At 32.0% G+C, this 25017-nt stretch carries 30 protein-coding genes and 1 riboswitch; of the genes, 28 read left to right on the top strand and 2 right to left on the bottom strand.

The window, feature by feature from the left end; all coding sequences use genetic code 11:
• Positions 1 to 6 precede the first annotated feature (6 nt).
• The 23 genes from B3086_RS01195 (at position 7) to eutM (ending at position 20054) form a co-directional block, all read left to right on the top strand.
• Complete coding sequence (locus tag B3086_RS01195; protein WP_346848801.1) at positions 7 to 771, top strand: molecular chaperone DnaJ; 765 nt, start codon at positions 7 to 9, stop codon at positions 769 to 771.
• A 277-nt stretch (positions 772 to 1048) separates the two neighbouring features.
• The gene (locus B3086_RS01200; protein WP_346848802.1) at positions 1049 to 2191 is read left to right on the top strand and encodes a 1-propanol dehydrogenase PduQ; all 1143 of its coding nucleotides are present in this window, start codon (positions 1049 to 1051) and stop codon (positions 2189 to 2191) included.
• Positions 2192 to 2795: 604 nt separating this feature from the next.
• Positions 2796 to 3626, top strand: coding sequence for a MerR family transcriptional regulator (locus B3086_RS01205; RefSeq protein WP_346879857.1), 831 nt, complete (start codon positions 2796 to 2798; stop codon positions 3624 to 3626).
• 454 nt (positions 3627 to 4080) lie between these two features.
• Positions 4081 to 5172 (top strand): hypothetical protein, encoded by a 1092-nt coding sequence (locus B3086_RS01210; RefSeq protein ID WP_150843634.1) that lies wholly within the window; start codon positions 4081 to 4083, stop codon positions 5170 to 5172.
• Between the two features lie 4 nt (positions 5173 to 5176).
• Positions 5177 to 5443, top strand: coding sequence for a hypothetical protein (locus B3086_RS01215; RefSeq protein ID WP_346879858.1), 267 nt, complete (start codon positions 5177 to 5179; stop codon positions 5441 to 5443).
• A gap of 120 nt (positions 5444 to 5563) precedes the next feature.
• Complete coding sequence (locus B3086_RS01220; RefSeq protein ID WP_035134848.1) at positions 5564 to 6676, top strand: membrane protein; 1113 nt, start codon at positions 5564 to 5566, stop codon at positions 6674 to 6676.
• Positions 6663 to 6929, top strand: a complete 267-nt coding sequence (locus B3086_RS01225) for a hypothetical protein (RefSeq protein WP_346848804.1) — start codon at positions 6663 to 6665, stop codon at positions 6927 to 6929. The genes B3086_RS01220 and B3086_RS01225 overlap by 14 nt, the downstream gene beginning before the upstream one ends.
• A 294-nt stretch (positions 6930 to 7223) precedes the next feature.
• On the top strand, positions 7224 to 7520 hold the full coding sequence (locus B3086_RS01230; protein WP_035134852.1) for a BMC domain-containing protein: 297 nt from the start codon (positions 7224 to 7226) through the stop codon (positions 7518 to 7520).
• A gap of 25 nt (positions 7521 to 7545) precedes the next feature.
• Positions 7546 to 7854: a BMC domain-containing protein gene (locus B3086_RS01235; RefSeq protein ID WP_035134854.1), complete on the top strand. Its 309-nt coding sequence runs from the start codon at positions 7546 to 7548 to the stop codon at positions 7852 to 7854.
• A gap of 40 nt (positions 7855 to 7894) precedes the next feature.
• Positions 7895 to 9388, top strand: coding sequence for an aldehyde dehydrogenase family protein (locus B3086_RS01240; protein ID WP_346879859.1), 1494 nt, complete (start codon positions 7895 to 7897; stop codon positions 9386 to 9388).
• A 49-nt stretch (positions 9389 to 9437) separates the two neighbouring features.
• Entirely contained in the window at positions 9438 to 11978 is a 2541-nt protein-coding gene (gene cutC / locus B3086_RS01245; protein WP_346879116.1) for a choline trimethylamine-lyase, read from the top strand.
• Between the two features lie 109 nt (positions 11979 to 12087).
• Complete coding sequence (cutD, locus tag B3086_RS01250; RefSeq protein WP_346848807.1) at positions 12088 to 13041, top strand: choline TMA-lyase-activating enzyme; 954 nt, start codon at positions 12088 to 12090, stop codon at positions 13039 to 13041.
• 39 nt (positions 13042 to 13080) lie between these two features.
• Positions 13081 to 13434 carry a BMC domain-containing protein gene (locus B3086_RS01255; RefSeq protein ID WP_035134859.1) on the top strand — a complete coding sequence of 118 codons (354 nt, stop codon included), beginning with the start codon at positions 13081 to 13083 and terminating at the stop codon, positions 13432 to 13434.
• The gene (locus B3086_RS01260; RefSeq protein ID WP_346848808.1) at positions 13431 to 13877 is read left to right on the top strand and encodes a EutP/PduV family microcompartment system protein; all 447 of its coding nucleotides are present in this window, start codon (positions 13431 to 13433) and stop codon (positions 13875 to 13877) included. The genes B3086_RS01255 and B3086_RS01260 overlap by 4 nt, the downstream gene beginning before the upstream one ends.
• 6 nt (positions 13878 to 13883) lie before the next feature.
• Complete coding sequence (locus B3086_RS01265) at positions 13884 to 14564, top strand: cobalamin adenosyltransferase (RefSeq protein ID WP_346848809.1); 681 nt, start codon at positions 13884 to 13886, stop codon at positions 14562 to 14564.
• Positions 14546 to 15391: an ethanolamine utilization protein EutJ gene (eutJ, locus tag B3086_RS01270; protein ID WP_346848810.1), complete on the top strand. Its 846-nt coding sequence runs from the start codon at positions 14546 to 14548 to the stop codon at positions 15389 to 15391. Before B3086_RS01265 ends, eutJ begins: the two co-directional genes overlap by 19 nt.
• Before the next feature lie 18 nt (positions 15392 to 15409).
• Positions 15410 to 15712, top strand: a complete 303-nt coding sequence (locus B3086_RS01275; RefSeq protein WP_035134867.1) for a BMC domain-containing protein — start codon at positions 15410 to 15412, stop codon at positions 15710 to 15712.
• Positions 15709 to 15972, top strand: a complete 264-nt coding sequence (locus tag B3086_RS01280) for a EutN/CcmL family microcompartment protein (protein WP_035134869.1) — start codon at positions 15709 to 15711, stop codon at positions 15970 to 15972. The genes B3086_RS01275 and B3086_RS01280 overlap by 4 nt, the downstream gene beginning before the upstream one ends.
• A 78-nt stretch (positions 15973 to 16050) precedes the next feature.
• Positions 16051 to 16713 (top strand): cupin domain-containing protein, encoded by a 663-nt coding sequence (locus B3086_RS01285; protein ID WP_150843642.1) that lies wholly within the window; start codon positions 16051 to 16053, stop codon positions 16711 to 16713.
• A gap of 17 nt (positions 16714 to 16730) precedes the next feature.
• A complete protein-coding gene (locus B3086_RS01290; protein ID WP_346848811.1) occupies positions 16731 to 17408 on the top strand; it encodes a BMC domain-containing protein in 678 nt (225 codons plus the stop codon).
• Between the two features lie 34 nt (positions 17409 to 17442).
• Positions 17443 to 19041 (top strand): acetaldehyde dehydrogenase (acetylating), encoded by a 1599-nt coding sequence (locus B3086_RS01295; protein ID WP_346848812.1) that lies wholly within the window; start codon positions 17443 to 17445, stop codon positions 19039 to 19041.
• Positions 19041 to 19691, top strand: a complete 651-nt coding sequence (locus B3086_RS01300; RefSeq protein WP_346848813.1) for a phosphate propanoyltransferase — start codon at positions 19041 to 19043, stop codon at positions 19689 to 19691. The genes B3086_RS01295 and B3086_RS01300 overlap by 1 nt, the downstream gene beginning before the upstream one ends.
• 72 nt (positions 19692 to 19763) lie before the next feature.
• Positions 19764 to 20054, top strand: a complete 291-nt coding sequence (gene eutM / locus B3086_RS01305) for an ethanolamine utilization microcompartment protein EutM (RefSeq protein WP_346848814.1) — start codon at positions 19764 to 19766, stop codon at positions 20052 to 20054.
• Between the two features lie 77 nt (positions 20055 to 20131).
• Here the strand turns inward: eutM and B3086_RS01310 are convergent, their stop codons facing one another.
• Positions 20132 to 20302, bottom strand: coding sequence for a hypothetical protein (locus tag B3086_RS01310; RefSeq protein WP_346848815.1), 171 nt, complete (start codon positions 20300 to 20302; stop codon positions 20132 to 20134).
• A 354-nt stretch (positions 20303 to 20656) separates the two neighbouring features.
• Here B3086_RS01310 and B3086_RS01315 point away from each other — a divergent pair, with 354 nt between their 5' ends.
• From B3086_RS01315 to B3086_RS01335, 5 genes are all read left to right on the top strand, one after another.
• A complete protein-coding gene (locus B3086_RS01315; protein WP_346848816.1) occupies positions 20657 to 21220 on the top strand; it encodes an HD domain-containing protein in 564 nt (187 codons plus the stop codon).
• A 64-nt stretch (positions 21221 to 21284) separates the two neighbouring features.
• Positions 21285 to 21713, top strand: a complete 429-nt coding sequence (locus B3086_RS01320; protein ID WP_346848817.1) for a GNAT family N-acetyltransferase — start codon at positions 21285 to 21287, stop codon at positions 21711 to 21713.
• An 18-nt stretch (positions 21714 to 21731) separates the two neighbouring features.
• Complete coding sequence (locus B3086_RS01325) at positions 21732 to 22523, top strand: HAD family hydrolase (protein ID WP_346892678.1); 792 nt, start codon at positions 21732 to 21734, stop codon at positions 22521 to 22523.
• A gap of 6 nt (positions 22524 to 22529) precedes the next feature.
• Positions 22530 to 23108: a DUF4269 domain-containing protein gene (locus tag B3086_RS01330; RefSeq protein ID WP_346848819.1), complete on the top strand. Its 579-nt coding sequence runs from the start codon at positions 22530 to 22532 to the stop codon at positions 23106 to 23108.
• A 132-nt stretch (positions 23109 to 23240) separates the two neighbouring features.
• Positions 23241 to 23430, top strand: a riboswitch (cobalamin riboswitch).
• 138 nt (positions 23431 to 23568) lie between these two features.
• The gene (locus B3086_RS01335) at positions 23569 to 23994 is read left to right on the top strand and encodes a hypothetical protein (RefSeq protein ID WP_346848820.1); all 426 of its coding nucleotides are present in this window, start codon (positions 23569 to 23571) and stop codon (positions 23992 to 23994) included.
• Between the two features lie 55 nt (positions 23995 to 24049).
• Here the strand turns inward: B3086_RS01335 and B3086_RS01340 are convergent, their stop codons facing one another.
• The gene (locus B3086_RS01340; protein ID WP_346848821.1) at positions 24050 to 24943 is read right to left on the bottom strand and encodes a DUF1002 domain-containing protein; all 894 of its coding nucleotides are present in this window, start codon (positions 24941 to 24943) and stop codon (positions 24050 to 24052) included.
• Between the last annotated feature and the right edge of the window lie 74 nt (positions 24944 to 25017).

Raw genomic sequence — 25017 nt, forward strand, 5'->3', positions numbered from 1 at the left:
AGAGATATGGAACATTATAAAATTTTAGGTGTTGATAAAAATACATCTATGGAAGAGATAACAAAGGCTTATGAAGATAGGATAAATAAATTTAAAGAAGAGATAGAAGATGAAAAAAGAGCAAAATCCTTTATAAAAGTATTTGATGAAGCTTATGAAAAAATAAAGGAAGAGAGAGAAAAAAATAAAAGTCAGCAAACTGTGATTATAGATAATCAAGTGAAAGATTTAAATAATAATTTTCATAAAAATGATAGTAATAGCTATGAAAGTTTTAATGAATATGAACAAGAATCTACAGTTAGTAAAGAAAAGGAGAGATCATCTTCAAAGAGTACATCAATAAGAAAACAAAAAAAATCTAAAAAGAAGTCTACAGAAGATAGAGACAATATTAAATCTGAAAAACAAAGTAAAAGGGATAGTAGTAGAAAAGTAGGAAGTAATAAAAAGAGTAGTGAATCTTCCCTTACTCAATTGTCACTTAAGATATTGCTCATGCCTGTGGTAGTTATATTATCCATAATAATATTTCTATGTAAAATATTAAATATAATATCTTGGATTGCATCTAAGATTATAATAATAGCAGCTATAGCTATATCTGCTATCCATGGATATCAAATTTATATTGGACATGCTATTAAATATAAGATATTTGTATTATGTGCTGTGGGCTTTGTAGTTTCTTTATTTTTACCAAGTATCCTAAAAATTCTTGTATCTACGTTAAGTAAAGTAAATAACAAATTAAAAAAGTTTGTTTTTTAATGTTAAGTGGTAGAAATATAATTGTTAGTATTTTATATTTTTATAATTAAAAAATATAATTTTTATTATATTTTTAAGAAGTTAACTTGAAAAACTTTACTTTACTGAAACTGACCGAACCTTCTGTTGCAATAGTATTTTATTATTGATATAATGAATCAAGTAAAGTTTATTATAAACTTTTTTGATTGTTATAATTGTGGGTTAATTTTATTTTAAAGTAAAGAAAACTAATTCATTCATATCTTGAATATTTTTAAAATAGGAGAGATTGTATATGAAAGAATTTAGTATTAACACAAAGGTCTATTTTGGACAAGGCTCTTTAGAAAAACTAAATGAAATCAAGAATAAAAGAGTGCTAATTGTATGTGATAAATTCATGGAAACATCAGGTATGGCTGAGAAAGTAAAGCAAAAGCTTGTTGATTGTCAAGTAGCTGTATTTAGTGATATTGTACCTGATCCATCTGTAGAAGTTATTGCTGAAGGCATTCAGAAATTACAAAATTGTGATGCTCAGGTTATGATAGCTCTTGGTGGAGGTTCATCAATTGATGGAGCTAAAGCTATGAGAGAATATGCAAAAAAAATTACTGGTGGAGCTTCTTCTATAGAAGAATTCTATGCTATACCTACTACAAGTGGTACAGGGTCTGAAGTAACTGAATATGCAGTAATAACTAATAAACAAGAAGGGTTAAAGTATGCTCTTGCAGATAAATCTCTTCTTCCAACAGTTGCAATTCTTGATCCGGAACTAGTAAAATCTGTACCTAAGGCTATAACTGCTGATACAGGAATGGATGTTATTACACATGCTTTAGAGGCTTATGTTTCAAAGAATGCTACTGATTTTTCAGATGCTCTTGCAGAGAAAGCACTTACTTTAGCTTTTAGATTTTTACCACTAGCTTATGCTGATGGAAATGATGTAGTGGCAAGAGAAAAGCTGCACAATGCATCATGTCTTGCTGGAATGGCTTTTAATGCTGCTGGCTTAGGAATTACTCATAGTTTAGCTCATGCTGTAGGTGGGAAATTACATATTTCTCATGGAAGAAGTAATGCAATGATACTTCCTTATGTAATAGAATATAATGCCAATTTAAATAAGGGTGCTTTCAATGTAGAATATGACATAGCATCTAAAAAGTATCAAAGAGTTGCCAAATTATTGAAGTTGCATGCACCAAATGTAAATATTGGTGTTAATAATTTAATTAAAAGTATTGTAGAACTTCAAAAGACTTTGATGATTCCAACAACATTAAAGGAACAAGGTGCTGATATGGAACTAGCTGAAGCATCAAAAGAAGAAATCATTAAAGCAGCTCTTAATGACATATGTACAACAGCAAATCCTAAAGAAGTAACAGGAGAAGATTTATCAAAAATTTTAGAAAAAGTTTTTGGATAAAATTTTGTATTTTATACCACTCATTAATGGGTGGTTTTTTTATTGGTTCTGCTAAACTCCTTAAATTTAGGATGGAATGTTATACATTTAGCTTGATGTAATAAATTTCCTCTTTACAGTTTGACTATAATATGTAATATTGTTTATACGAATAATATATTTTTTCTTTAATTTCACATGGTAAAATATTCATTTTAAGGTTAAATATTATTCTTCAATTATTTTTGAATATTATCAAACTCTGTTTATTCAAAATCACATAATTAAGTATTTATAATTCTCATCATAATCATAATAATATCCATTTATTTATACAAAAAGTTTGATATAACAATTAGCTAAAATTTCATTAGGATTTTTATTATATATAAGTTTATGATAAACATTTTGAAAATTGCAAAGAGTTCGTGGCTCTTAGAATAAATTTAAAATGTTTATAAATATTACAAAGGTGAAGTTGTTTTTTAATGCTTATAAGGACTCCTCATTATATTCTTTACATTTAGTGGGGGAAATTCTTTTTAATAAAGTTTTGAAATCTTTGGAATAAAATGATTTAGATTTTAAAAACGGCTAAAAATATTATAAAAGAGGTGAACTTAGTATGGGAGAAGAATTATATTCCATAGGAAAAGTGGAAGAGATATGTAAAATAACAAAAAAAGCACTGAGATATTATGATAAAATGGGTATATTATCACCTGATAAAGTAGCTGATGAAAGTGGCTATAGATATTACAGCAAGAAAAACTTACTATCTGTACCAGTAATAAAATATTATAAGCAAAGTGGATTTAAGCTAGAAGAAATGAGAGCTTTTTTACAAGGAACAACTTATGATTTTTTTGATAAAAGTTTTAGAACAAAAATTGATGAATTAAGAGAACTTGAAAAGGAAATAAATTTAAAGATAAGATCTGTAAGAGATTGGCATACACTTATAGTTGAGGCACAGATGGTAATTGAAAATAATGTTTGCGATGTCTCTATAAAATATATTGATGAGCGCAATTTAATATTCTTAAATCAAAATTTTAATTATGATTATATGGAGTGTATAATTAACATAGAGTTTAACAATTATATTGATAGTATAAATAATGCAATAACAGGTCCTGTAATTATATGTTTTCCATCTTTTGAGGATAAGATTAATGGGAAATGTAGTAAGATGAAAATAATGCAAGAGACTATTTTAAAGTGTAAGGACGAAGAAAGTATTGAATTTGGTGGATGGTTAGCAGCTTCTTGCTATCATATAGGTACTCATGAAACAATTAATGAAACATATAAAAAAATAAAAGAATGGGCTAAGGAACATGATTACATATGTTCTGAAGAATCTTATGAAAGATATGTAACAGATTATTGGACAACTAAAAACACTGACAAGTTTGTAACGGAAATTTTGATTAAAATTAGAAGAAAGAGATAGATTCATTAAACTGAAAATACTGAAAACGTTGACCGTAGGGTAAGGGATAAAATGTCGATAAAACTCGGTTTGTAAAAAAATACAAATATATCTTTTGAAAAAAATACATATATTTCTTTTATAAAATAAAATTTCTACTCCATGATATTGACGGAAACTAGTATTTAGCACTTAAAACAACTGGCACAACTAACTTATAATTATTTATTAAGTTAGTTGTGTTAATTTTTTTTGAATTTTGATGACAAATACATGTTGACTTTACCCCATAGGGAAAGGCATATAATTTAATTGTTAATAAAATAACCACAAGATATCAAATGAAAAGTTATTCAATAGTTTTAAAATGAAATATCCCAAATTATAACAATCACAAAACGTACTCATTGTAAATTTTTATTTAGTAATATAAATTTAAAAGTTATTATCAAACTAAGTGGAGGGGATTTATTTTATGAAGGAAGTTTCGAAAACGGTAAGTTTAGAAGCCATTACTGCAAAAAACAAATTATCATCTGATTTCCTTAAAAAAGGTATTTCAATTGCTCTTTTTTCAGGTCTTATGTATGGATTTTATTCAGCATTTTTAACCTTGGGAATGACTAAAGGAGTATGGGGTGACTGGTATGGTGCTAATACAGCAGGTTTATCAGCAGTAGTTATTACATATGTGCTTGGTGCCCTTGGTAGTGCCGTAAACGATACATGTAGTGCTGTTTGGGCAGTGATTTATGCAACTGTTAAAGGTAAACTTGGAGATTTCTTCAGATGTCTTAAAACCAAACCAGGTGCTGTAATGATATTGGCAGCTCTTATCGGAGGACCAATTTCAAGTACAGCTTTTGTTGTGGCTTTACAAATGGCGGGTTCAATTGTTATTCCAATTACAGCTCTTTGTCCAGCTATCGGTGCTATTTTAGGAAGAATATTATTCAAACAAAAACTAGACAAACGTATGATGCTTGGTATTGCCATCTGTGTTGTATCTAGCTTTATGATTGGAAGTACTAGTATTGGTGGAGATGCTCCAGCTGGAATGTTCCTTGGAATTTGTATTGCATTTATTGCAGCTCTTGGATGGGGATTTGAAGGTTGCGTAGCTGGATATGGTACATCTATGATTGACTCAGAGATTGGTATTACAATTCGTCAAGCTACATCTGGGCTTTCAAACTTAATAATATTAGTACCTTTATTTGGAATGATATTTGGAGATGGGATTAAATTTTCAACTAATTTAGTTAGTCAAGCATTTACAAGTGGTCCTGCAATGATATGGTTTGCACTAAGTGGTCTTTGTGCTTTTGTTTCATACATGAGTTGGTATAACGGTAATAGTATGTGTGGTGCTGCTCTTGGTATGGCTTGTAATGGTACATATTCCTTCTGGGGTCCATTCTGCTGTTGGATAATTCTTGGAGTGATAGGCGGTATGGACGGATGGGCATTACCTCCAATCGTATGGATTTCTGCGGTATTAATGATGTTCGGTATCCTTGTAATAGCTATGAATCCAATGGATTTGTTTAAAAAGAAGGAGGTATAAGATAATGAAGCCGCTTAATTATGCAATATTAAAATATTTTACAAAAATTAATGAAGCTTGCGCTGATGATGTTATAAATGCTCTAAAAGTAGAGTATGGCAACTTTAAAGCTTTGAAAAAGAAAGCTGTAATTACGGCGTTAATGACAGCGGAGGCAAATGGTCTCATTGAAGAAACAAGATTTGAATTAGATAAAAATGATGAGTTGAGAGTTTATTATAGAGCCCACGAAGATGGTGCTGCTACAATCAACAAATATATAAAAGACTAAAAAAATTTTTTGAATTAATTAATTAAAAGGCTCATTGCTATAATTTATGTTTCATAGGGATGAGCCATAATTATTTATTAATATACAAAAGATATGGTTAATTGAAAGGAGTTTTATTTTATGAAGGAAGTTTCAAAAGCAGTAAGCCCACAAGCTATGGCTGCAAAGAAGAAATTATCAAGTGATTTCTTCAAAAAGGGTATATCTCTAGCTTTATTTTCAGGACTTACCTATGGGTTATATACAGCATTTCTGACTATGGGTATGACAAAAGGAGTATGGGGTGACTGGTATGGCATTAATTCAGCAGGTTTATCAGCATTTGTTATAGCATACTTACTTGCTGCACTTGGTAATGCAATAAATGATACATGTAGTGCAGTTTGGGCGATTTCATTTGCATTAGTAAAAGGTAAATTTAAAGACTTTGTAAGATGCATTAACACTACTCCGGGACGAATTATGATATTAGCAGCTCTTATTGGAGGACCTATAGCTGGTACTGCTTATGTTATAGCTCTTCAAATGGCTGGACCAATAGTTGTTCCAATATCAGCTCTTTGCCCTGCTATTGCTGCTATATTAGGTAAAATTTTATATAAGCAGGAATTAAATAAACGTATGGCATTAGGTATTGCAGTATGTGTATTTGCTAGTTTCTTAATTGGTAGTACAGGCTTTAGCGGTGGAGCTTCAGCAAGTACTTTAATTGGTATTTTAATAGCTATTATTGCAGCTCTTGCATGGGGATTTGAAGGTTGTGTAGCTGGATATGGTACATCAATGATCGATCCTGAAATTGGTATTTGTATTCGTCAAGTTACATCAGGTATAGCAAATTTATTCATCTTAGTTCCTGTTTTTGGAATTATGGCTGGTGGAATGAACATTTCTGTTGACCTTGCTATACAAGCATTTACAAGTGGTCCTGCAATGATTTGGTTTGCATTAAGTGGTCTTTTATCATTTATCACATTTATGACATGGTATGCTGGAAACAGTATGTGTGGAGCAGGGCTTGGAACTGCATGTAACGGTACATATTCATTCTTTGGACCATTATTCTGCTTATTGTTATTAGGAGTATATGGTGGAATGGATGGATGGTCATTACCTTCAGTTGCTTGGATTGGAGCTGTAATAATGATGTTTGGTATCCTTACAATATCTATGAATCCACTTGATTTATTAAGAGGAAAAAAAGAGGGGGATAAAATAGATGAAGCCGCTTAATTATGCAATATTAAAATATTTCACTAAAGTAGAAGAAGCTTGCGCAGATGACGTTATAGAAGCGTTAAAGGGACAATATGGAAATTTTAAAGCTTTAAAAAAGAACGCTGTAATTACTGCGTTAATGACAGCAGAAGCAAATGGTCTTATTGAGGAAACAAGATTTGAATTAGATAAAAACAACCAATTAAAGGTTTATTATCATGCCCATGAAGATGGTGCAGCAACAATTAACAAATACATAAGAGATTAATTTTTAACATTACCCATAGGGTAATGCTTATAAGGAAAAATCTCTTATGAATTTAGTAAAATAGTTATTCTTATTAAACATTAAGAAAAGACTTTACTCTTAACAGCATAATTTCTTGTAAAAATATTTAAGAATTTTAATGCAAGAAATATATTGACTTTCCCCCAAAGGGTAAGGGATATAATCAATATATAAGAACAAACAAAAGATGCATGCAAACATAAATATAATATATAGAAGTTATGTAGTTAAGCTAAAGTATATTGAGCTAAAAATAGGAAGGAGGAATTAGTAATGAGATATTATGGAGATGAGGCTTTAGGCCTTGTAGAAACAATAGGATTGGTTCCTGCACTTGAGGCTGCAGACAAAATGCTTAAGGCAGCTAATGTTGAATTGATTTCATATGAAAATGTTGGTTCAACACTTGTAACTATTATGGTAAAAGGTGATGTTGGTGCAGTAAGATCTGCTGTAGAAGCAGGTGCTGAGGCAGCGGCAGCAATTGGTAAATTAACAGCACACAATGTTATGCCACGTCCTATTAAAGAAGTTGGAGATATCGTTTCAGTACACGATATCGACGCATAAAGCATAGAAAGGAAATGATTTACATATGTCAAGATATGAAGCTTTAGGATTAATCGAAACTTTTGGTCTGGTTTTTGCTTTAGAAGCAGCAGACGCTATGTGCAAAGCAGCAGATGTAGAACTAATAGGATATGAAAACGTTGCGTCAGGTTATATATCTGTTTTAGTTCGTGGTGATGTTGGTGCTTGTAAAACAGCAGTAGATGCTGGTGTTGCAGCAGTTGAAGGAATGGAAGGTGGAAGTCTTTATAGTTCAATAGTTATTCCAAGACCACACCAAGATCTAGAAAAAATAATAAAACGTTATGCAATTACAAATCTTGTAACAGAATAATAAATAGAAAAACTTTTTATAAGGAAAAGGAGAGAGAAAAATGAATATTATTGATAATGATTTACTCTCCATGCAGGAAGCGAGAATTCTTGTTGAAAATGCTCGTGAGGCACAAAGAAAATTAGCAGCTTTCCCACAAGAAAAACTTGATGAGATAGTTGAACGTATGACCGAAGAGATTGAAAAACATTTAAAAGAACTTGCAAAAATGTCTAATGAGGAAACTGAATATGGAAAGTGGGAAGATAAACATATTAAAAATCACTTTGTATGTAAGTATCTGAAAAACAGACTTAAAGGTATGAATTGTGTAGGTATCATTAGTGAAGATAAAATGAACAAGACAAAGGATATAGGAGTACCAATGGGTGTTATTATAGCCTTTTCTCCATCAATGAGTCCTGTTTCTACAACAATATATAAAGCCTTAATTGCAATTAAGTCAGGAAATGCAATTATATTTTCACCTCATCCAGGAGCTAAAAATACAATTTCTAAAACAATTGATATTTTAATTAGAGCTGGAGAAGGGGTAGGGCTTCCAGAAGGTGCACTTGCATATTTGCATACAGTGACTTCAAGTGGTTCATTAGAACTTATGAATCATAAAGATACTTCACTAATAATGAATACAGGGGTTCCACAAATGCTTGATGCAGCTTATAAGTCCGGCAAACCAGTAATTTATGGTGGCAATGGAAATGGTCCAGCATTTATAGAACGTACTGCTGATATTGAGCAAGCTGCTAAAGATATTATTGATAGTAAGAGCTTCGATTATGGAGTTGTATCTGCTGCTGAACAATCAATTGTTGTGGATAGCTGTATAGTAGCTGAAGTAAAACAAGAACTTATTAAAAATGGTGGATACTTTATGACAGAAGAAGAAGCTGAAAAATTGGCATCAATCTTATATTACAAAGATGGAAGTTCTGACATGGATATGATCGGGAGATCGCCACAATTTTTAGCTAAAAAGGCAGGCTTCAGTGTTCCTGAAAATATAAGAGTTCTTATTTCTCAGCAAAAATTTGTATCTCAAAAAAATCCTTATTCAAGAGAAAAGCTTTGTCCTGTTTTAGCTTTTTATATAGAAGATGACTGGATGCATGCTTGTGAAAAGTGTATAGAATTATTACTTAGTGAGAGACATGGACATACACTTATTATACATTCAAAGGATGAAGAGGTTATTCGTCAATTTGCATTAAAAAAACCTGTTGGAAGAGTACTTGTTAACACTCCAGGAACTTTTGGAAGTATGGGAGCAACCACAAACTTGTTTCCATCAATGACTCTAGGCAGTGGATCTGCAGGGCATGGAATGACTTCAGATAATGTATCACCTATGAACCTAATATATGTACGTAAAGTTGGATATGGGGTTCGTAAGGCAGATGAAATTGTTGGCATGATGGACAATAAAGAGGATTCCAACTATGAAGTTTTAAAAGATAAATTAAACGCAAATGAAATTGATAGTGTTAAGCTATTAGAGAGTATTTTGAAAAAAGTTTTAAATGACTTAAAATAATAGGTCATACAAAATGTATGAAATATATTAAAGAATGTGAGGGAATAAATTGGATATTCGTGAATTTTCAAATAAGTTTATGGAAGCAACTCAAAACATGTCTGATGAAGAACGTGCTAGTTTAATGAAGATGTTTTCTAGTGTTTCCAAAGAAATAACAAAGGATGAATCAACTACTAGCTGTGTTGTGTGTGACAATAATGGTCAAATTCCAGATGGAATAACAGAGCGTTTAGTTAAGTTAAAGGAAAAATACTTAACTCATGTACCAACAATCACTACTCACAAAGCAAGAGTTATTACTCAAATAGCAAAAGAAAACCCTGGTATACCTAAGGCAATTTTACGTGGTAAGTCTTTCAAGCGTTGCTGTGAAACTGCACCATTAGTAATTCAAGATAATGAACTTATCGTTGGTGCACCAAATGGACAACCACGTGCTGGATCTTTCTCTCCTGATATATCTTGGAGATGGATGAGAGACGAACTTGATACAATAGGAACTCGTGCTCAAGACCCATTCTACGTATCAGAAGAAGATAAGAAGATCATGCGTGAAGAATTATTCCCATTCTGGGAAGGTAAATCAATTGATGAATACTGTGAGAGTCAATACAGAGAAGCTGGAGTATGGGAACTTTCTGGAGAATCTTTCGTATCAGATTGTTCATACCACGCATTAAATGGAGGAGGAGACTCTAACCCAGGATACGACGTTATCTTAATGAAAAAAGGTATGCTTGACATAGTAAAGGAATGTAATGAGAAATTAGCTGACCTTAGCTATGAAAGACCAGAAGATATGGAAAAAATATACTTCTACAAATCTCTAATCGATACTGCAGAGGGTGTTATGATATACGCTAAACGTATGTCAGATTATGCTGCAGAATTAGCTGCAAAAGAAACTAATCCTACTCGTAAAGCTGAGTTATTAAAAATTTCAGAAGTAAATGCTAGAGTTCCAGCTCATAAGCCAAGCACTTACTGGGAAGCAATTCAATCAGTTTGGACTATAGAATCATTACTTGTAGTTGAAGAAAACCAAACAGGTATGTCTATAGGACGTGTTGACCAATATATGTACCCATTCTACAAAGCGGATATTGAAGCTGGTCGTATGACTGATTTTGAAGCATTTGAGTTATCTGGTTGTATGCTTATAAAAATGTCTGAGATGATGTGGCTTACAAGTGAAGGAGCTTCTAAATTCTTCGCAGGTTACCAACCATTCGTTAACATGTGTTTAGGTGGAGTTACTAGAGAGGGAAGAGATGCTACAAACGAATTAACATACCTTCTAATGGATGCAGTTCGTCATGTTAAGATATATCAACCAACTTTAGCTTGTCGTATACACAAAGCATCACCTCAAAAGTATCTTAAAAAGATAGTTGATGTTATCCGTGCAGGTATGGGATTCCCAGCATGTCACTTTGATGACGTTCATATAAAAATGATGTTAGCTAAAGGTGTTTCTATAGAAGATGCAAGAGATTACTGCTTAATGGGATGTGTTGAGCCACAGAAGTCAGGAAGATTATATCAATGGACTTCTACAGGATATACTCAATGGCCTATATGTATAGAACTTACTCTTAACCATGGTGTACCACTATGGTATGGTAAGCAAGTATGCCCAGATATGGGAGATCTAAGCAACTTCAAAACTTACGAGCAATTTGAAGCAGCTGTTAAAGAGCAAATTAAATTCATTACTAAATGGACAAGTGTTGCTACAGTAATTTCTCAACGTGTTCACAGAGACCTTGCACCAAAACCACTTATGTCTATGATGTATGAAGGATGTATGGAAAATGGTAGAGGAGTAGAAGCAGGTGGAGCTATGTATAACTTCGGACCAGGAGTAGTATGGAGTGGTCTTGCTACTTATGCAGACTCTATGGCAGCTATAAAGAAATTAGTATTTGAAGATAAAAAATATACACTACAAGAAATGAACGAAGCTTTAAAAGCTGATTTCGTTGGATATGAACAACTTAAAAAAGATTGTTTAGAAGCACCTAAGTATGGTAACGATGATGATTATGCAGATTTAATTGCTGCGGATTTAATTAACTTTACTGAGCAAGAACATCGTAAGTATAAGACATTATATTCAGTTCTTAGCCATGGTACTTTATCAATCTCAAACAACACTCCATTTGGACAACTTACAGGAGCTACAGCAAATGGACGTAGAGCATGGATGCCTTTATCAGATGGTATAAGTCCAACTCAAGGAGCTGACTTTAAAGGACCTACTGCTATAATTAAATCTGTTTCTAAAATGTCTTGCGAGGATATGAATATAGGTATGGTTCATAACTTCAAGTTAGTAGCGGGTCTTCTTGATACACCTGAAGGTGAAAATGGAATCATTACATTACTACGTAGTGCATGTGCCCTTCAGCTTGGAGAAATGCAGTTCAACTATTTAGATAACAAAACATTACTTGAAGCACAAAAACACCCAGAGCAATACCGTGATTTAATTGTTCGTGTTGCTGGATATAGTGCATTCTTTGTTGAGTTATGCAAAGACGTTCAAGATGAAATTATCAGCAGAACTGTGCTTACACACTTTTAATTAAAAAAATTGTATAAAATCTGTAATCTGCAGCAGTGTTCTGTAGATTACAGATTATAAATAAGATATATATTAAAAATCAAGGTAATGAAACTGGAGAATGAAAAATATGAGTAATGAAAACTTAGGTATAATCGAACGAAAAGCGACGATTTTTAATATACAGAAATATAACATGTATGATGGAGATGGAGTAAGAACTTTAATATTCTTTCAAGGTTGTCCTCTTCGTTGTAAATGGTGTGCAAATCCTGAAGGACTAGTTAAAAAGCATAGAGTTATGTTTAAAAGTAATTCATGTGTTAATTGTGGGGCTTGCGTTTCTGTTTGTCCTGTTGGAATACATACCATATCTAATGAAACTTTAAAGCATGAAGTTAATCGTGATATTGATTGTATCGGATGTGGTAAGTGCAAAGAAGCTTGTCTTAAATCTGCTTTAACAATAGTTGGAGAAGTAAAAACTATTTCTGAACTGTTGGAGATTGTAGAGGAAGATAGAACTTTTTATGAAGTTTCTGGTGGTGGTGTTACATTAGGCGGTGGTGAAGTTTTAATGCAGCCTGAAGCAGCTTGCAGCCTGTTAATGGCATGTAAGCAATCAGGGATAAATACTGCAATTGAAACTTGTGGTTATGCAAAACTTGAATCAGTACTTAAGGTTGCGGAGTTTACAGATTTATTCCTATTTGATGTTAAACATATTAATTCTGATAGACACTTTCAGTTAACAGGTGTGAGGAATGAACAGATTTTAGAAAATCTGCAAGAACTACTTCGCCGCAAATATAATGTTAAGATTCGTATGCCTTTACTTAAAGGTATAAATGATTCTCAAGATGAGATTGAAAAGACTATGGAGTTTTTAACACCATACAAAGATTATAAAAATTTTAAAGGGATTGACTTACTTCCATATCATAAAATGGGGGTAAATAAATACAATCAATTAGGAATGGAATATCCTATAAAGGATGATCCAAGTTTAAAGAATGAAGATTTAGATAGAATAGAAGGATGGATTAAAAAGTACGATTTACATGTAAAAGTAATCCGTCATTAAATAATTTTCAAATAGATAATAAGATGGAAGGTAAGGTTTATGGGAGATTTTCTTGATAGAAACATACAGCGTGTTATACAAGAGTCAGTGCCAGGAAAGCAGATTACAATAGCACATATCATTGCGTCACCTATGTCTGATATATATGAACGTCTTGGAATCGATGAAAAAGGAGCTATAGGGATTTTAACTCTTTCTCCATATGAAACTGCAATAATAGCAGCAGATATTGCTACAAAGTCTTCTAATGTTGAAATTGGGTTTCTTGATCGTTTTACAGGTTCTGTTGTAATAAATGGCGATGTTCAAAGTGTGGAAACAGCACTTGGAGCAGTAAACGATACGTTAAGAGATATGCTTGGATTTACTCCGGCACCCATTACAAGGACATGAGAAAAAAGCGCATAATGGTAATTGGACCTTCAAGATGTGGTAAAACCACATTAGTTAATGCCCTAAATAATTATGATGGTCCGCTAAAACGAACACCAGATTTAATTTATGGTAAAAACACTATTGATGTTCCAAGTGCTTATTTAGAAAATTCATGGATGTACAAGCATATAATAGCAGCAGCTCAAGATGCATCTCATGTGCTTATATTGGTTGATCAGTCTAATTGCAATGAAATATACTCCCATGGATTTGCAAAGTCTTTTAGATGCCCGGTGATTGGAGTTATTACAAAATGTGACTTGATACCTGAAAATGAAGAAAAATGTTTACGACAGTTGAAGAACATAGGAGTATCAAAGCCATATTTTAATATTAGTTTTCCAATGGCAACAGGAATTGATGCTTTGAAAAAGTATTTATTTGAAAAAGGTGAGGAGTAAAGGTCAATGATGAAATTTATTACCGAAGAGTATTTGAGAGATTTATATCGAAAAGAACCTTTTAATACCTACAAGTTACAACAAGGACAGCGCCTTACACCTGGAGCAGCTCAATATTTGTCTGATAAGAGAATAACAATGAATAATAATGATTCTAAAAAAGATAAAAATGTTTCTCAAGAAAATAAGACTGAAGCAGTAAAACCAGAGAGAAACACTAATTTATATTTGAAGAAACTTTGTTGTAAGTTGAAATCTATGGAGGCAGTATTTCTTGTTACTAGTAGTGAAATATTAAGAGAAGATATCATTTTAGCACAAAATGTTATGAATTTAGGTAGAAAAATATCAAACATCAGAAATGTTGTGGAAGGAAAAGGTGTTCTTGAGTCTATTTGCTGCAAAGAATGCACTGGAATTAATCCATTAAATTTCATGACTGACCTTGATGATTGTTTTGAAATAACAGAATTTCATATGCAGCTTGAAAAAAGCAATGCAATTTTAAAAATGAACGCACTACGTTGTGCTATGCGAGAATTACAATTTGATATAATTGATACCTACAAAAATGATGATGACGGTTTAAAAAATAGAATTATGGAGAACACTAATTCAATAATTAATTCGCTGTCTCAATTGATTTGTTCAGCAGTAGGAGGAAAAGAATGTCAAAGAAAAAATTAACTTTTGAATATTGTGATAAGATGGTTCAAGATTTTGAAGAGGTTATAGAAAAGCCAATCCTTAACGGTTCTTCTGTTTATTATACAGGTGTGGACTTAGGTACTGCTTGTGTAGTATTGGCTGTTTTAGATGAAAACTATAAGCCGGTGGCTGGTGCGTATAGGTATGCAGATGTGGTTCGTGATGGTATGGTTGTAGACTATATTGGTGCCATAAGAATTGTTAGAGAACTTAAGCAGGAAATTGAGGAAAAATTGAATACAGAGCTTCTTTATGCAGCTGCTGCAATTCCACCTGGAACAGATGCTTTAGATTCTGGAGCAATTAAAAATGTAGTTCAGTCAGCAGGATTTGAATTAACAAATCTGTTAGATGAACCTACTGCTGCCAATGCTGTACTTAAAATTGAAAATGGTGCAGTTGTTGATATCGGTGGTGGTACAACTGGAATATCAATTTTAAAAGATGGAAAGGTTGTTTATGTTGTTGATGAACCAACAGGAGGTACTCATTTCTCATTAGTTATTTCTGGTGCTTATGGAATGCCTTTTAAAGAGGCAGATAAGTTTAAAAGAGATAATGAAAACCACAAGGAAATTTTACCTGTGTTAAAGCCAGTAGTTGAAAAGGTGTCATCAATTATTAACCAGCATATCAAGAATCATGATGTGAATGAGATTTCTTTAGTTGGTGGTACTTGTTGTTTGACTGGAATTGAAGAAATTATTCAGAAACAGACTGGAGTTTATACTCACAAACCTAAGAATCCTATGTTTGTTACACCACTTGGAATAGCATTAAGTTGTACACAAGATATTATGGAATAATAAGGAGAGTGTTTAAAAGTGGATTTTAGAATTATAAAATCACCTTCCCAGAGCACTAAAGATATTCTTATAAGACGAATTGGTGGAAATTGTAAAACCAAATTAGACGGTGTTGATGCAATAGGACTTGTTCAAGGCAAACTTATCGATATGATATATGCTACAGATATTGCTGAGAAAAGTGCTGGTGTCACTGTTGAAGATATAAAGGGCACATGTCCCCAACATATGGTTTTAATTGGAATTTTTGGCGACACATCATCAGTTGAATCTGCAATAAATGAGATTAAACTGAAAATGAAAGAAGGAAAAACAATATGATAGTAGCAAGACTTATTGATAATGTATGGGCAACTAGAAAAGCTGAATCACTTAACGGACTTAAGTTTATGCTTGCTGAGGAAATTGGTGGAGTAGATGAAGGACGTAGATTTATTGTTGTTGATAATATCAGTGCAGGTATTGGTGATAGAGTTATCGTTAGTACTGGATCATCTGCTCGTAGAATGTTAGGCGATGATAATATACCTGTAGATGCAGTTGTTGTTGGAATAGTTGATAATGATTGTAACTTTGGTTAAACACAATCTTTCTTAAAAATAATCATAGGATTTTAGGTTTTTTATAGATACCAATATTATTTGAAAGGAAGTGAAAATATGAAAAAATTAATCTGTGCAAAAGATATTGAACAATTAATATTAAAGGGTGAAAAAGTATTTTATATAGATGGTAGTGAAATAATTACACCATCAGCTAAGGATCTTGCAAAGAACAATGAAATACTATTTACTACAGAAGCTCCTGCACCTAAGGTAGAGACTTTAGAAGCTAAAAAGGTCCCAAGCATAGAAGGTATGGATAGTGAAATGATGCTTAATTTCTTCAGAGCAATGATGGACAAGGGTCTTTTACAAGAAATGCTTGAATGCTTAAAACCAAAGAATCTTCTATTTGAAGCTGAAAGTGATCCTAATGGACTTAAAGTTGTTAGAGGAAAAACAGTAAAAATGGACGTATTCGACACTGGAAATCCAAATGCAAAAGCTTATTTTCAAGAGTTAGTAAGCAAAGAAGAATCAAAAATGAGTGCTGGATTTTTAGTTATTGAAAATTCAAAATTTGATTGGGAATTAACTTATGAAGAGATTGACTATGTTATCGAGGGAACTTTAACAGTTGAAATCAATGGAAAAACATATACAGCTCATGCTGGAGATGTGCTATTTGTTCCATCTGGTTCTAAAGTAGTTTGGGGTTCTCCAGATAAAGCAAGGGTATTCTACACAACATATCCAGCTAACTGGGCAGATCTTTTATAAATTAGGGGGATTGACCTATGCAAGCACTTGGTTTAATAGAAACAAAAGGATTACTTGCATCTATTGAGGCAGCTGACACAATGGTGAAATCCGCAGATGTAAGTATTATTGAAAAGACCTATGTAGGTGGCGGTCTTGTTACAATTGCAGTTACAGGTGATGTAGGTGCAGTAAAAGCAGCTATAGAAGCTGGAGTAGCAGCTGTTAAAAATCTTAATGAAGAAGCTTTAGTATCAGAACATGTAATTCCACGTCCTCATGAGGAGTTGGAAAGCATAATTGGATCTAAATCTTCAGTGGAAACTCAAGAGGCTTTAGTATCTGATGAAAAAGTTGAAGAACCTGAAGAGATTCAAGAGACTCAGCAGATCCAAGATGCAGAAGACTTAGAAGTTGTAGAAGAAATTCAAGAAACTGAAGAAGTTGAAGAAATTCAAAATAGTGATGCTTTAGACAATGATTTAGATAAACTTCATAAAGGAAGTTTAGAGAATCTACATAAAGATGATGTAGATAATTTAGTTATTAAAAATGGTATTGAAAAAACCGTTTTAATATTATCTAAGCTAAAGGTAGTTAAGCTTAGAAATCTAGCTCGTGAATATAAAGATTTTGGAATTACAGGTAGAGTAATTTCAAAAGCAGGTAAAAATCAATTACTTGCTAAATTCAAGTTGTATTACGAGAAAAATTAGATATTGTAAGGTTTACGAAAGGAAGTAATGACCAATGGAGAAATTTGATAAAGATTTACGTTCAATACAAGAAGCGAGAGATCTTGCTAGACTTGGAAAGGTAGCAGCTAATAAAATTGCTGATTATACTGAAGAGCAAATCGATAAAATTTTACGTAACATGGTTAGAGTTGCAGAAGAAAATGCAGTTTGTTTAGCACAAATGGCAGTTGAAGAAACTGGTTTTGGTAAAGTTGAAGATAAAACTTTTAAAAACCATTTAGCAGCTACTATACTATATGAATCAATTAAAGATATGAAAACTATCGATATAATTAGAGAAGATGAGGTAAACAAGATAATAGAGATTGCTGAGCCAGTTGGTTTAGTTATGGGTATAGTACCTTCAACAAACCCAACTTCTACTGCTATTTTCAAAGCTATGATTTCAATTAAATCTCGTAATGCTATAGTATTCTCACCACACCCATCTGCTGCAAAATGTACAATTAAAGCAGCTCAATTAATGCACGATGCAGCTGTTGAAGCTGGTGCACCAGAGAATGTTATAACATGTGTAACTTCACCTTCAATTGGAGCTACAAATGAGTTAATGAAAAGCAAAGAAGTTGCTATAATAATAGCTACAGGTGGTCCAGGAATGGTTAAAGCTGCTTACAGTGCAGGAAAACCAGCTCTAGGTGTTGGTGCAGGAAACTCTCCAGCATACATAGAAAAAACTGCCAACATAGAACAAGCTGTTAGAAATATTATGGCAAGTAAAACTTTTGATAATGGTACAATCTGTGCATCAGAACAATCAATAATCTGTGAAGAATGTAATGAAGCTGCAGTTATTCAAGAGTTCAAAAAGCATGGTGGATACTTCATGACTAAAGAAGAAACTGATAAAGTTTGTAAATTATTATTCAAAAATGGACATGCAATGAATGCTAAATTTGTAGGAAGAAGTCCACAAGTTATTGCAAGTGCTGCAGGAATTGAAATTCCTCAAGGAACTAAAGTACTTATAGGAAGACAAAACGGAGTAGGCGAAGGTAATCCATTATCATTTGAAAAACTTACAACAGTTCTTGGATTCTATACAGTAAAAGATTGTTACCAAGCATGTGATTTAAGTATTGAATTACTTCAAAATGGAATTGGTCACACAATGAGTATCCATACTGAAAATAAAGATATAGTTATGAAGTTTGCTAAAAAGCCAGCTTCTCGTATCCTTGTTAACACTGGTGGAACACAAGGTGGAACAGGTGCAAGCACAGGTCTTAATCCTTCATTCACTTTAGGTTGTGGTACATGGGGAGGAAGCTCAGTATCTGAAAATGTTACTCCTGAGCACCTTATAAACATTAAGAGAGTTGCTTATGGTCTAAAAGACTGCGCAACATTAGCATCTAATGACCCAACTTTCAACTGCATAAAAACTGCTGAGAATTGTCACAGCGTACAAAATCAACTTATGAATATGAGTCCAGCTCAAATTGCAGCAGCTGCAGCGGCTTTAAATAAAGATAACGCTTGCGTTAACAATACTAATACTTGCACTGAATGCAATACTGATAGCACAAAAAATGAAGAGCTTTTAGATTTAGTTAATCAAATAGTTGCCGCTATGAAAGGGGCAAACTAATGGATAATTGTGAAGCAGTATTAAAGCTTTTACTAGAAGCTGTGAAAAACGATGGACAAAAAACTGCATCTCAGGGAAATTCATCTGAGATTCCAGTAGGAGTTTCCAATAGACATGTACATCTTTCACAAAAGGATTTAGAGAGTCTTTTTGGTACAGATTATAGTCTTACAAAACTTAAAGACTTATCTCAACCAGGTCAATATGCATGCAAGGAACTTGTAACAATTTGCGGACCAAAAGGTGCAATCGAGAAAGTTAGAATCCTTGGACCTGTAAGAAGTAAGACTCAGGTTGAAGTATTAAATGGAGATTGCATTAAACTTGGAGCAGCATCAAATGTAAGACTATCTGGAGATTTAAGCAGAACTCCTGGGATTACATTAGTAGGACCAAAAGGCTCTGTTCAAATTGAAGAAGGCTTAGTAGTTGCACAAAGACATATTCACATGACACCTGAAGATGCTAAAAACTTAGGAGTTTGTGATGGAGATACAGTATGTATAAAATTTGACGATTTAAGAGGCGGAATATATAGTAATGTAGCTATTAGAGCTAATGATGCTTCAAAACTTGAATGTCATCTTGATATAGAAGAGGCTAATGCAATGGGCATTAACTCAAAGTCAAAAGTAACAATTGTAAAGTAAAAAAAGTAACAAAATAAGTGGTTATAATTAAAAATTATAATATAAATAAAAGATATTTAGGAGGATTATAAAATGAAATACGATGCATTAGGAATGATAGAAACAAAAGGTTTGGTAGGATCAATTGAGGCAGCTGACGCTATGGTTAAAGCAGCTAACGTATATTTAATAGGTAAAGAATATGTTGGAGGCGGACTTGTAACTGTTATGGTTAGAGGAGATGTTGGAGCTGTTAAAGCTGCTACAGATGCTGGAGCTGCTGCTGCACAACGTGTTGGAGAATTAGTATCAGTTCACGTAATCCCACGTCCACATTCTGAGGTTGAAGTAATTCTTCCATCTTCTAAAGAAGCTGTAAAATAGGATTTTAATAACATTTTAAAAATAGAAACGTCGCTAAAGATAATTTAGCGGCGTTTTTTTAACGAAATAATACTTTATTACCAAATAAATGCATTTTTATGCCATCTTATTTTTTGTTTTTCTGATAAGTTAAGTTTGTATTGGTTCTCTGTCATTATTTTATGAATTTTCTCTTCTGATAACTTTACATAATTTTGCACATTTACAGCAGAAGCAGTAGTAGATATTTGCCCAGTACCTTTTTTCATGACGGGTAACATACTTCATATTTATAATCTTCTAAATGTTCTTCCATAAAGTAAAAAATATTATGAGTTGGGTTAGTTTTATTGCAGCATTAGTCATATTGTAAAAATAACTATTGAAAAAATTTTCGTCTTAAGTTTATAAAATATACTAAAGATAATTTTAGAATAACTAGATAATTATGTATAAAATGTATTATAATTATTTAAATGAGCAGTAGAATTATATATAATTCATATTATCAAGAAGATAATTTAGATATTTTACAATTGTAGATAAGGTTAAGTAAATAGATTTTTGATAATTGAATAGTATTATATTTTAATAAGTGATGTAGCTTGGTGAATGGAGGAAAAATGGAAAGGAATATAATTGAGAAGATAAAGGAAGATGTAAAAAGAAGATGTGAAAGTCCAAATAATTTTTTTGGTGTTGGAAGTTATGAACATATTGAAAGCGTAGCGAATAATGCAGTTGAATTAGCTACACTATATAAAGCAGATGTTGAGGTATGCGAAATTGCAGGATGGTTGCATGATATAGCTTCAATCACAGATTATAAGTTATACGAAAATCATCATATTCATGGTGCAAATATGGCAGAGAAAATCTTAAAATCATATAATTATCCAACAGATAAAATTGAGTTAGTTAAATTATGTATATTAAATCACCGTGGAAGTGTATTAAAAGAAAAAACAACTAAGGAAGAAATATGCGTTGCTGATGCTGATGCTATTTCTCATTACGATACATTGCCATCACTATTTTATTTGGCATTTGTTCAAAGAAAACTGAATATTGATGATGGGTTAGAGTTTGTTAAAAGCAAACTTGAAAGAAGCTATAATAAAATGTCTAAAGAGAGCAAAGAATATTATCAAGATAAAAGAAATATGATTCAAGCTATATTAAGATAATTAGTGTTGAGATGTATTATACATATTTAAATAAGGTAGTAAAAAAATATGGAGGGTTCTTAATATGGAAATAGTAGAAATGAAAATTTCAAACTACCAGGATATTTTTAAACTATGGACTTCTACCCCTGGAATGGGTCTAAGAAATTTAGATGATTCTAAAGAAGGTATAGATAAATTTCTAAGGAGAAACCCTACTACTAATTTTATAGCTGAAGAGGATGGTAAAATAGTAGGAAGTATATTATGTGGACATGATGGTAGACGAGGATATGTTTATCATACTGCTGTAGATATGAGATACAGAGGAAAAGGTATTGGGAAAAAGCTAGTCAATTCAGTTATTAATGCCTTAAAATGCGAAGGAATAAATAAAGCTGCACTAGTTGTATTTACTAATAATGAAGTTGGGAATGGGTTTTGGAGATCCATGGGATGGGAGAAAAGAGAGGATTTAAATTACTATAATTTAAGCATTAATAAAGAAAATTAATTTAGTTGGGGGATTAATATGGAGAAGAAGATAAAATTGATTATAACTGATTTAGATAGAACCCTTTTAAGGACGGATAAAAGCATTTCTAACTATAGTTTAGATGTTATAAGAAGATGTAAGGATCAGGGAATATATATTGCTATAGCTACAGCCCGTTCAGAGCAAGCTGCTGCAAATTATATTAAATTAATTAATCCTGATATTGTAATTTCTAATGGGGGAGCATTAGCAAAGTGCAAAGATGAAGTTATTTATAAATGTATGTTATCAGCACAGGTATCTGATTCCCTAATTAAAGATTGTGTGATGAGTTCAAATATTGGTGAAATAACTGTTGAAACTGAAAGTGGATATTATTCCAATAGTGAAGAGATAAATAAATTCGGTGAAGATTATACTCATGCTAAATATAATGATTATTCCAAGTCACTAAAATGTATGACCTATAAAATAACTGTGGAGGTTTTCGAGAGTAAAGCTGCAGAGGAGCTAGCCTCTAAATATCCACAATGTAGTTTTCTAACTTACGTTGGAGAAGATTGGTGTAGATTTGCCCATAGAGAGGCAACAAAAATTAATGCCATTAACGAAATAGTTAAATATTTAAATATAAGCCTAGAAGAGGTAGCTGCATTTGGTGATGATATTAATGACCTAGGAATGATAAAACATTGTGGACAAGGCATAGCAGTATCAAATGCAATTGAAGAAATTTTAGAATGTGCATCACATATTACAGGAAGTAATGATGAGGATGGTGTAGCAACTTTTATTAGTGAAAAGTTCCTAGAGAAGGATGAAAATTAGATTAGTATGAACAATAAAGATTTTATAAATATAAACTACCTTAAACATGGTAATAGAAAACAACAAAATTCATATAAAGTACTTAAGGAGCTAGATATATTTAATGTTTTAAGAAAGTTTAATCCAATATTAGTAGGGACTATACCTATTAATATTGATATAGAAAACAGTGATTTAGATATAGTATGTGAAGTTTATGATTTTAAGGAATTTCAGAAGATAGTAGAAGATAGGTATTCTATGTTCAGTAAATTTCATATAAGTAATAATAGTACAGATAATGAGACAATATTAACTGTAAACTTTTATGTGGAGGATATTGAAATAGAAATATATGCTCAGTCATTGGATAGTTGTAAACAGAATGGTTATAGGCATATGGTAGTGGAAGATAGAATACTTAGATTAGGTGGAGAAAGAACTAGAGAAGAGGTTGTTATCCTTAAGAAAAATGGATTGAAAACAGAACCGGCTTTTGCAAAACACTTAGGTCTAGATGGAAATCCATATGATGAGCTATTGAAATTAGAAGAATATAGTGATAAAAAGATTAAAGATATGTTAGATAATATTAGAAATAATTAGTTAAATTTAGATATTTAACAATAAACATTAAAAGAACTACTAAAACTTCTAATTTGGAGGAAAAACAATGGTTAGGGCTATAATTAATGGTTTGACATGAAAATTAGAAGGGTATAATATAATAGTAACAATTGAATATTATGGAAGATGGGTTCGATTATATTTTCCTATAACTGATTAAAAGAGAAGCTGGGTGAAAATCCCACACGGTCCCGCCGCTGTAAGAGAGGAGTTTTCTTCTAATATGCCACTGTTTTTATGGGAAGGCAGAAGAAAATAATGATACTTGAGTCAGAACACCTGCCTATTTTTTACGCTATAATTCTACGAGAGATGGAAGGGTGTGATTTAATCTATGATAGATAAGATTTAAGACCTTTTAGTTTTAGTAGCTAAGAGGTTTTTTAATTTGCCATTAATAAAGCAATAAATTTAAATTATTAGTAAGGAGTGAGTGTATATGAAAAGAGCACAATTTGATAAGGGAAGTTTATTATTAGTTATATCAGAAATACCAAAGGTTTTAAAAAACTTAGATAATATTATAGATAGGAATAATGAAAAACCAGATACTTCAGAAGGAAATTTTAAGGCGGAATTTACTAACTTTATAGAGCTTTTAGGAAAATATATGAGTAAATGCTTAGTGACTATAAGCGAGCCTTATAATGAAAATTTATATAGTGTAAGTATAGACAACTCAGTAGATGCTGGATTTTTACCACAAATATCATCTGAGTTTTATAACTATTTAAAAGGCTTTAGAAACTGTGAAGAAACTATAAAAAATGTATCCTATAATGAACTATATAAATTCTACGTGGATAACCATGATAACATAGATAAATTATATAATCATATGATAGAGTTTACTAACAAATTATAAAAAAATAAACCGTACCCTAAAAGGTACGGTTTATTTTTTTAATTAAATCTTTATTTTAGTTAAAAAGTGAACTGAAGAAATCGCTAATCCAGCTAAATAGTTTATCAAAGAAGCCTGAATCCTTAAGTTCTTTTCCTAGAGCTTCCATTTCATCTTTAAATTTAGATGCACTTTTGTCTAAGGTATCCTTAAGTTTAGAATAATCTAAGTCTAGGTCATTTATATTAGACATTAATGCAACCATATTGTTTTGAATGGTAGCACTTATATCTACATCATATTTTTTTTCAACTTTTTCAATAATTTCTTTAATTTCCTCTTCGCTAGAAGGCTTGTCTTTTATAACAGCTGTTTTAACTTCGTTGATAATTGCAGAAGCTTCTGTATCCCCTATCTCTTCAGCTAAGTCTAGGGATACGTCTATTTCCTCTTGAGCTGCTTTTTTATTAGAGGTAGATAACTCACCACCCATTATATTCTCAGCACCAGCAAGGATTCCAGCAAGAGCTGATTCTCCAGTTACTTCAAAAGGAGCTGAGGCTGTAACCTCTGCATTCAATATTCCAGAAGTAATTAATGCATTTGCAAGCATATCATTAGTTACTAGTGTTAAGTTAGAAGAGTTTACTGTTACGCCATTTTCCTTTTGTAATAGCTTAACATAGGCACTAGAATACCATCCACCTGTAAAATTGGCTAATTCTTTTTCATCAAGACCAAATTGTTTTAGTGCCATTTTACTGTCTACATATATAGCTTCAATATTGTCTGGAGCTTTAAAGTACTTTCTTAATTGAGCTTCTTGACTATCACTTAAATCAGAACCAAAGCTTAGAATTTCACCACTTGGATATTCACCATGAATATCTGCAAAAGCAGTTGTAGGTATAGATATACATGTTAAAATACCTATAGTCATAGCTAATTTTTTAAAAAATTTCTTTGACATCTTAAATTCTCCTTATACTTAAAATGTAAGTAATACTATCTATATAATAAAATCTAGATAGTTACTTTATATAT

The sequence above is a fragment of the Clostridium sp. UBA871 genome, from assembly GCF_002295255.1.
In the GTDB taxonomy this organism is placed as follows: Bacteria; Bacillota; Clostridia; order Clostridiales; family Clostridiaceae; genus Clostridium_J; species Clostridium_J sulfidigenes.

What these genes read in the sequence shown, in the direction of transcription:
- B3086_RS01330 (WP_346848819.1), top strand. Translation starts at nt 22,530, where the DNA reads ATGAACAATAAAGATTTTATAAATATAAACTACCTTAAACATGGTAAT.
- B3086_RS01195 (WP_346848801.1), top strand. Translation starts at nt 7, where the DNA reads ATGGAACATTATAAAATTTTAGGTGTTGATAAAAATACATCTATGGAA.
- B3086_RS01210 (WP_150843634.1), top strand. Translation starts at nt 4,081, where the DNA reads ATGAAGGAAGTTTCGAAAACGGTAAGTTTAGAAGCCATTACTGCAAAA.
- B3086_RS01290 (WP_346848811.1), top strand. Translation starts at nt 16,731, where the DNA reads ATGCAAGCACTTGGTTTAATAGAAACAAAAGGATTACTTGCATCTATT.
- B3086_RS01335 (WP_346848820.1), top strand. Translation starts at nt 23,569, where the DNA reads ATGAAAAGAGCACAATTTGATAAGGGAAGTTTATTATTAGTTATATCA.
- B3086_RS01260 (WP_346848808.1), top strand. Translation starts at nt 13,431, where the DNA reads ATGAGAAAAAAGCGCATAATGGTAATTGGACCTTCAAGATGTGGTAAA.
- B3086_RS01310 (WP_346848815.1), bottom strand. Translation starts at nt 20,302, where the DNA reads ATGAAAAAAGGTACTGGGCAAATATCTACTACTGCTTCTGCTGTAAAT.
- B3086_RS01200 (WP_346848802.1), top strand. Translation starts at nt 1,049, where the DNA reads ATGAAAGAATTTAGTATTAACACAAAGGTCTATTTTGGACAAGGCTCT.
- B3086_RS01255 (WP_035134859.1), top strand. Translation starts at nt 13,081, where the DNA reads ATGGGAGATTTTCTTGATAGAAACATACAGCGTGTTATACAAGAGTCA.
- B3086_RS01230 (WP_035134852.1), top strand. Translation starts at nt 7,224, where the DNA reads ATGAGATATTATGGAGATGAGGCTTTAGGCCTTGTAGAAACAATAGGA.
- eutM (WP_346848814.1), top strand. Translation starts at nt 19,764, where the DNA reads ATGAAATACGATGCATTAGGAATGATAGAAACAAAAGGTTTGGTAGGA.
- B3086_RS01240 (WP_346879859.1), top strand. Translation starts at nt 7,895, where the DNA reads ATGAATATTATTGATAATGATTTACTCTCCATGCAGGAAGCGAGAATT.
- B3086_RS01325 (WP_346892678.1), top strand. Translation starts at nt 21,732, where the DNA reads ATGGAGAAGAAGATAAAATTGATTATAACTGATTTAGATAGAACCCTT.
- B3086_RS01340 (WP_346848821.1), bottom strand. Translation starts at nt 24,943, where the DNA reads ATGTCAAAGAAATTTTTTAAAAAATTAGCTATGACTATAGGTATTTTA.
- B3086_RS01225 (WP_346848804.1), top strand. Translation starts at nt 6,663, where the DNA reads ATGAAGCCGCTTAATTATGCAATATTAAAATATTTCACTAAAGTAGAA.
- B3086_RS01220 (WP_035134848.1), top strand. Translation starts at nt 5,564, where the DNA reads ATGAAGGAAGTTTCAAAAGCAGTAAGCCCACAAGCTATGGCTGCAAAG.
- cutD (WP_346848807.1), top strand. Translation starts at nt 12,088, where the DNA reads ATGAGTAATGAAAACTTAGGTATAATCGAACGAAAAGCGACGATTTTT.
- B3086_RS01320 (WP_346848817.1), top strand. Translation starts at nt 21,285, where the DNA reads ATGGAAATAGTAGAAATGAAAATTTCAAACTACCAGGATATTTTTAAA.
- B3086_RS01235 (WP_035134854.1), top strand. Translation starts at nt 7,546, where the DNA reads ATGTCAAGATATGAAGCTTTAGGATTAATCGAAACTTTTGGTCTGGTT.
- B3086_RS01265 (WP_346848809.1), top strand. Translation starts at nt 13,884, where the DNA reads ATGATGAAATTTATTACCGAAGAGTATTTGAGAGATTTATATCGAAAA.
- B3086_RS01205 (WP_346879857.1), top strand. Translation starts at nt 2,796, where the DNA reads ATGGGAGAAGAATTATATTCCATAGGAAAAGTGGAAGAGATATGTAAA.
- eutJ (WP_346848810.1), top strand. Translation starts at nt 14,546, where the DNA reads ATGTCAAAGAAAAAATTAACTTTTGAATATTGTGATAAGATGGTTCAA.
- B3086_RS01300 (WP_346848813.1), top strand. Translation starts at nt 19,041, where the DNA reads ATGGATAATTGTGAAGCAGTATTAAAGCTTTTACTAGAAGCTGTGAAA.
- B3086_RS01215 (WP_346879858.1), top strand. Translation starts at nt 5,177, where the DNA reads ATGAAGCCGCTTAATTATGCAATATTAAAATATTTTACAAAAATTAAT.
- B3086_RS01285 (WP_150843642.1), top strand. Translation starts at nt 16,051, where the DNA reads ATGAAAAAATTAATCTGTGCAAAAGATATTGAACAATTAATATTAAAG.
- B3086_RS01315 (WP_346848816.1), top strand. Translation starts at nt 20,657, where the DNA reads ATGGAAAGGAATATAATTGAGAAGATAAAGGAAGATGTAAAAAGAAGA.
- B3086_RS01295 (WP_346848812.1), top strand. Translation starts at nt 17,443, where the DNA reads ATGGAGAAATTTGATAAAGATTTACGTTCAATACAAGAAGCGAGAGAT.
- B3086_RS01280 (WP_035134869.1), top strand. Translation starts at nt 15,709, where the DNA reads ATGATAGTAGCAAGACTTATTGATAATGTATGGGCAACTAGAAAAGCT.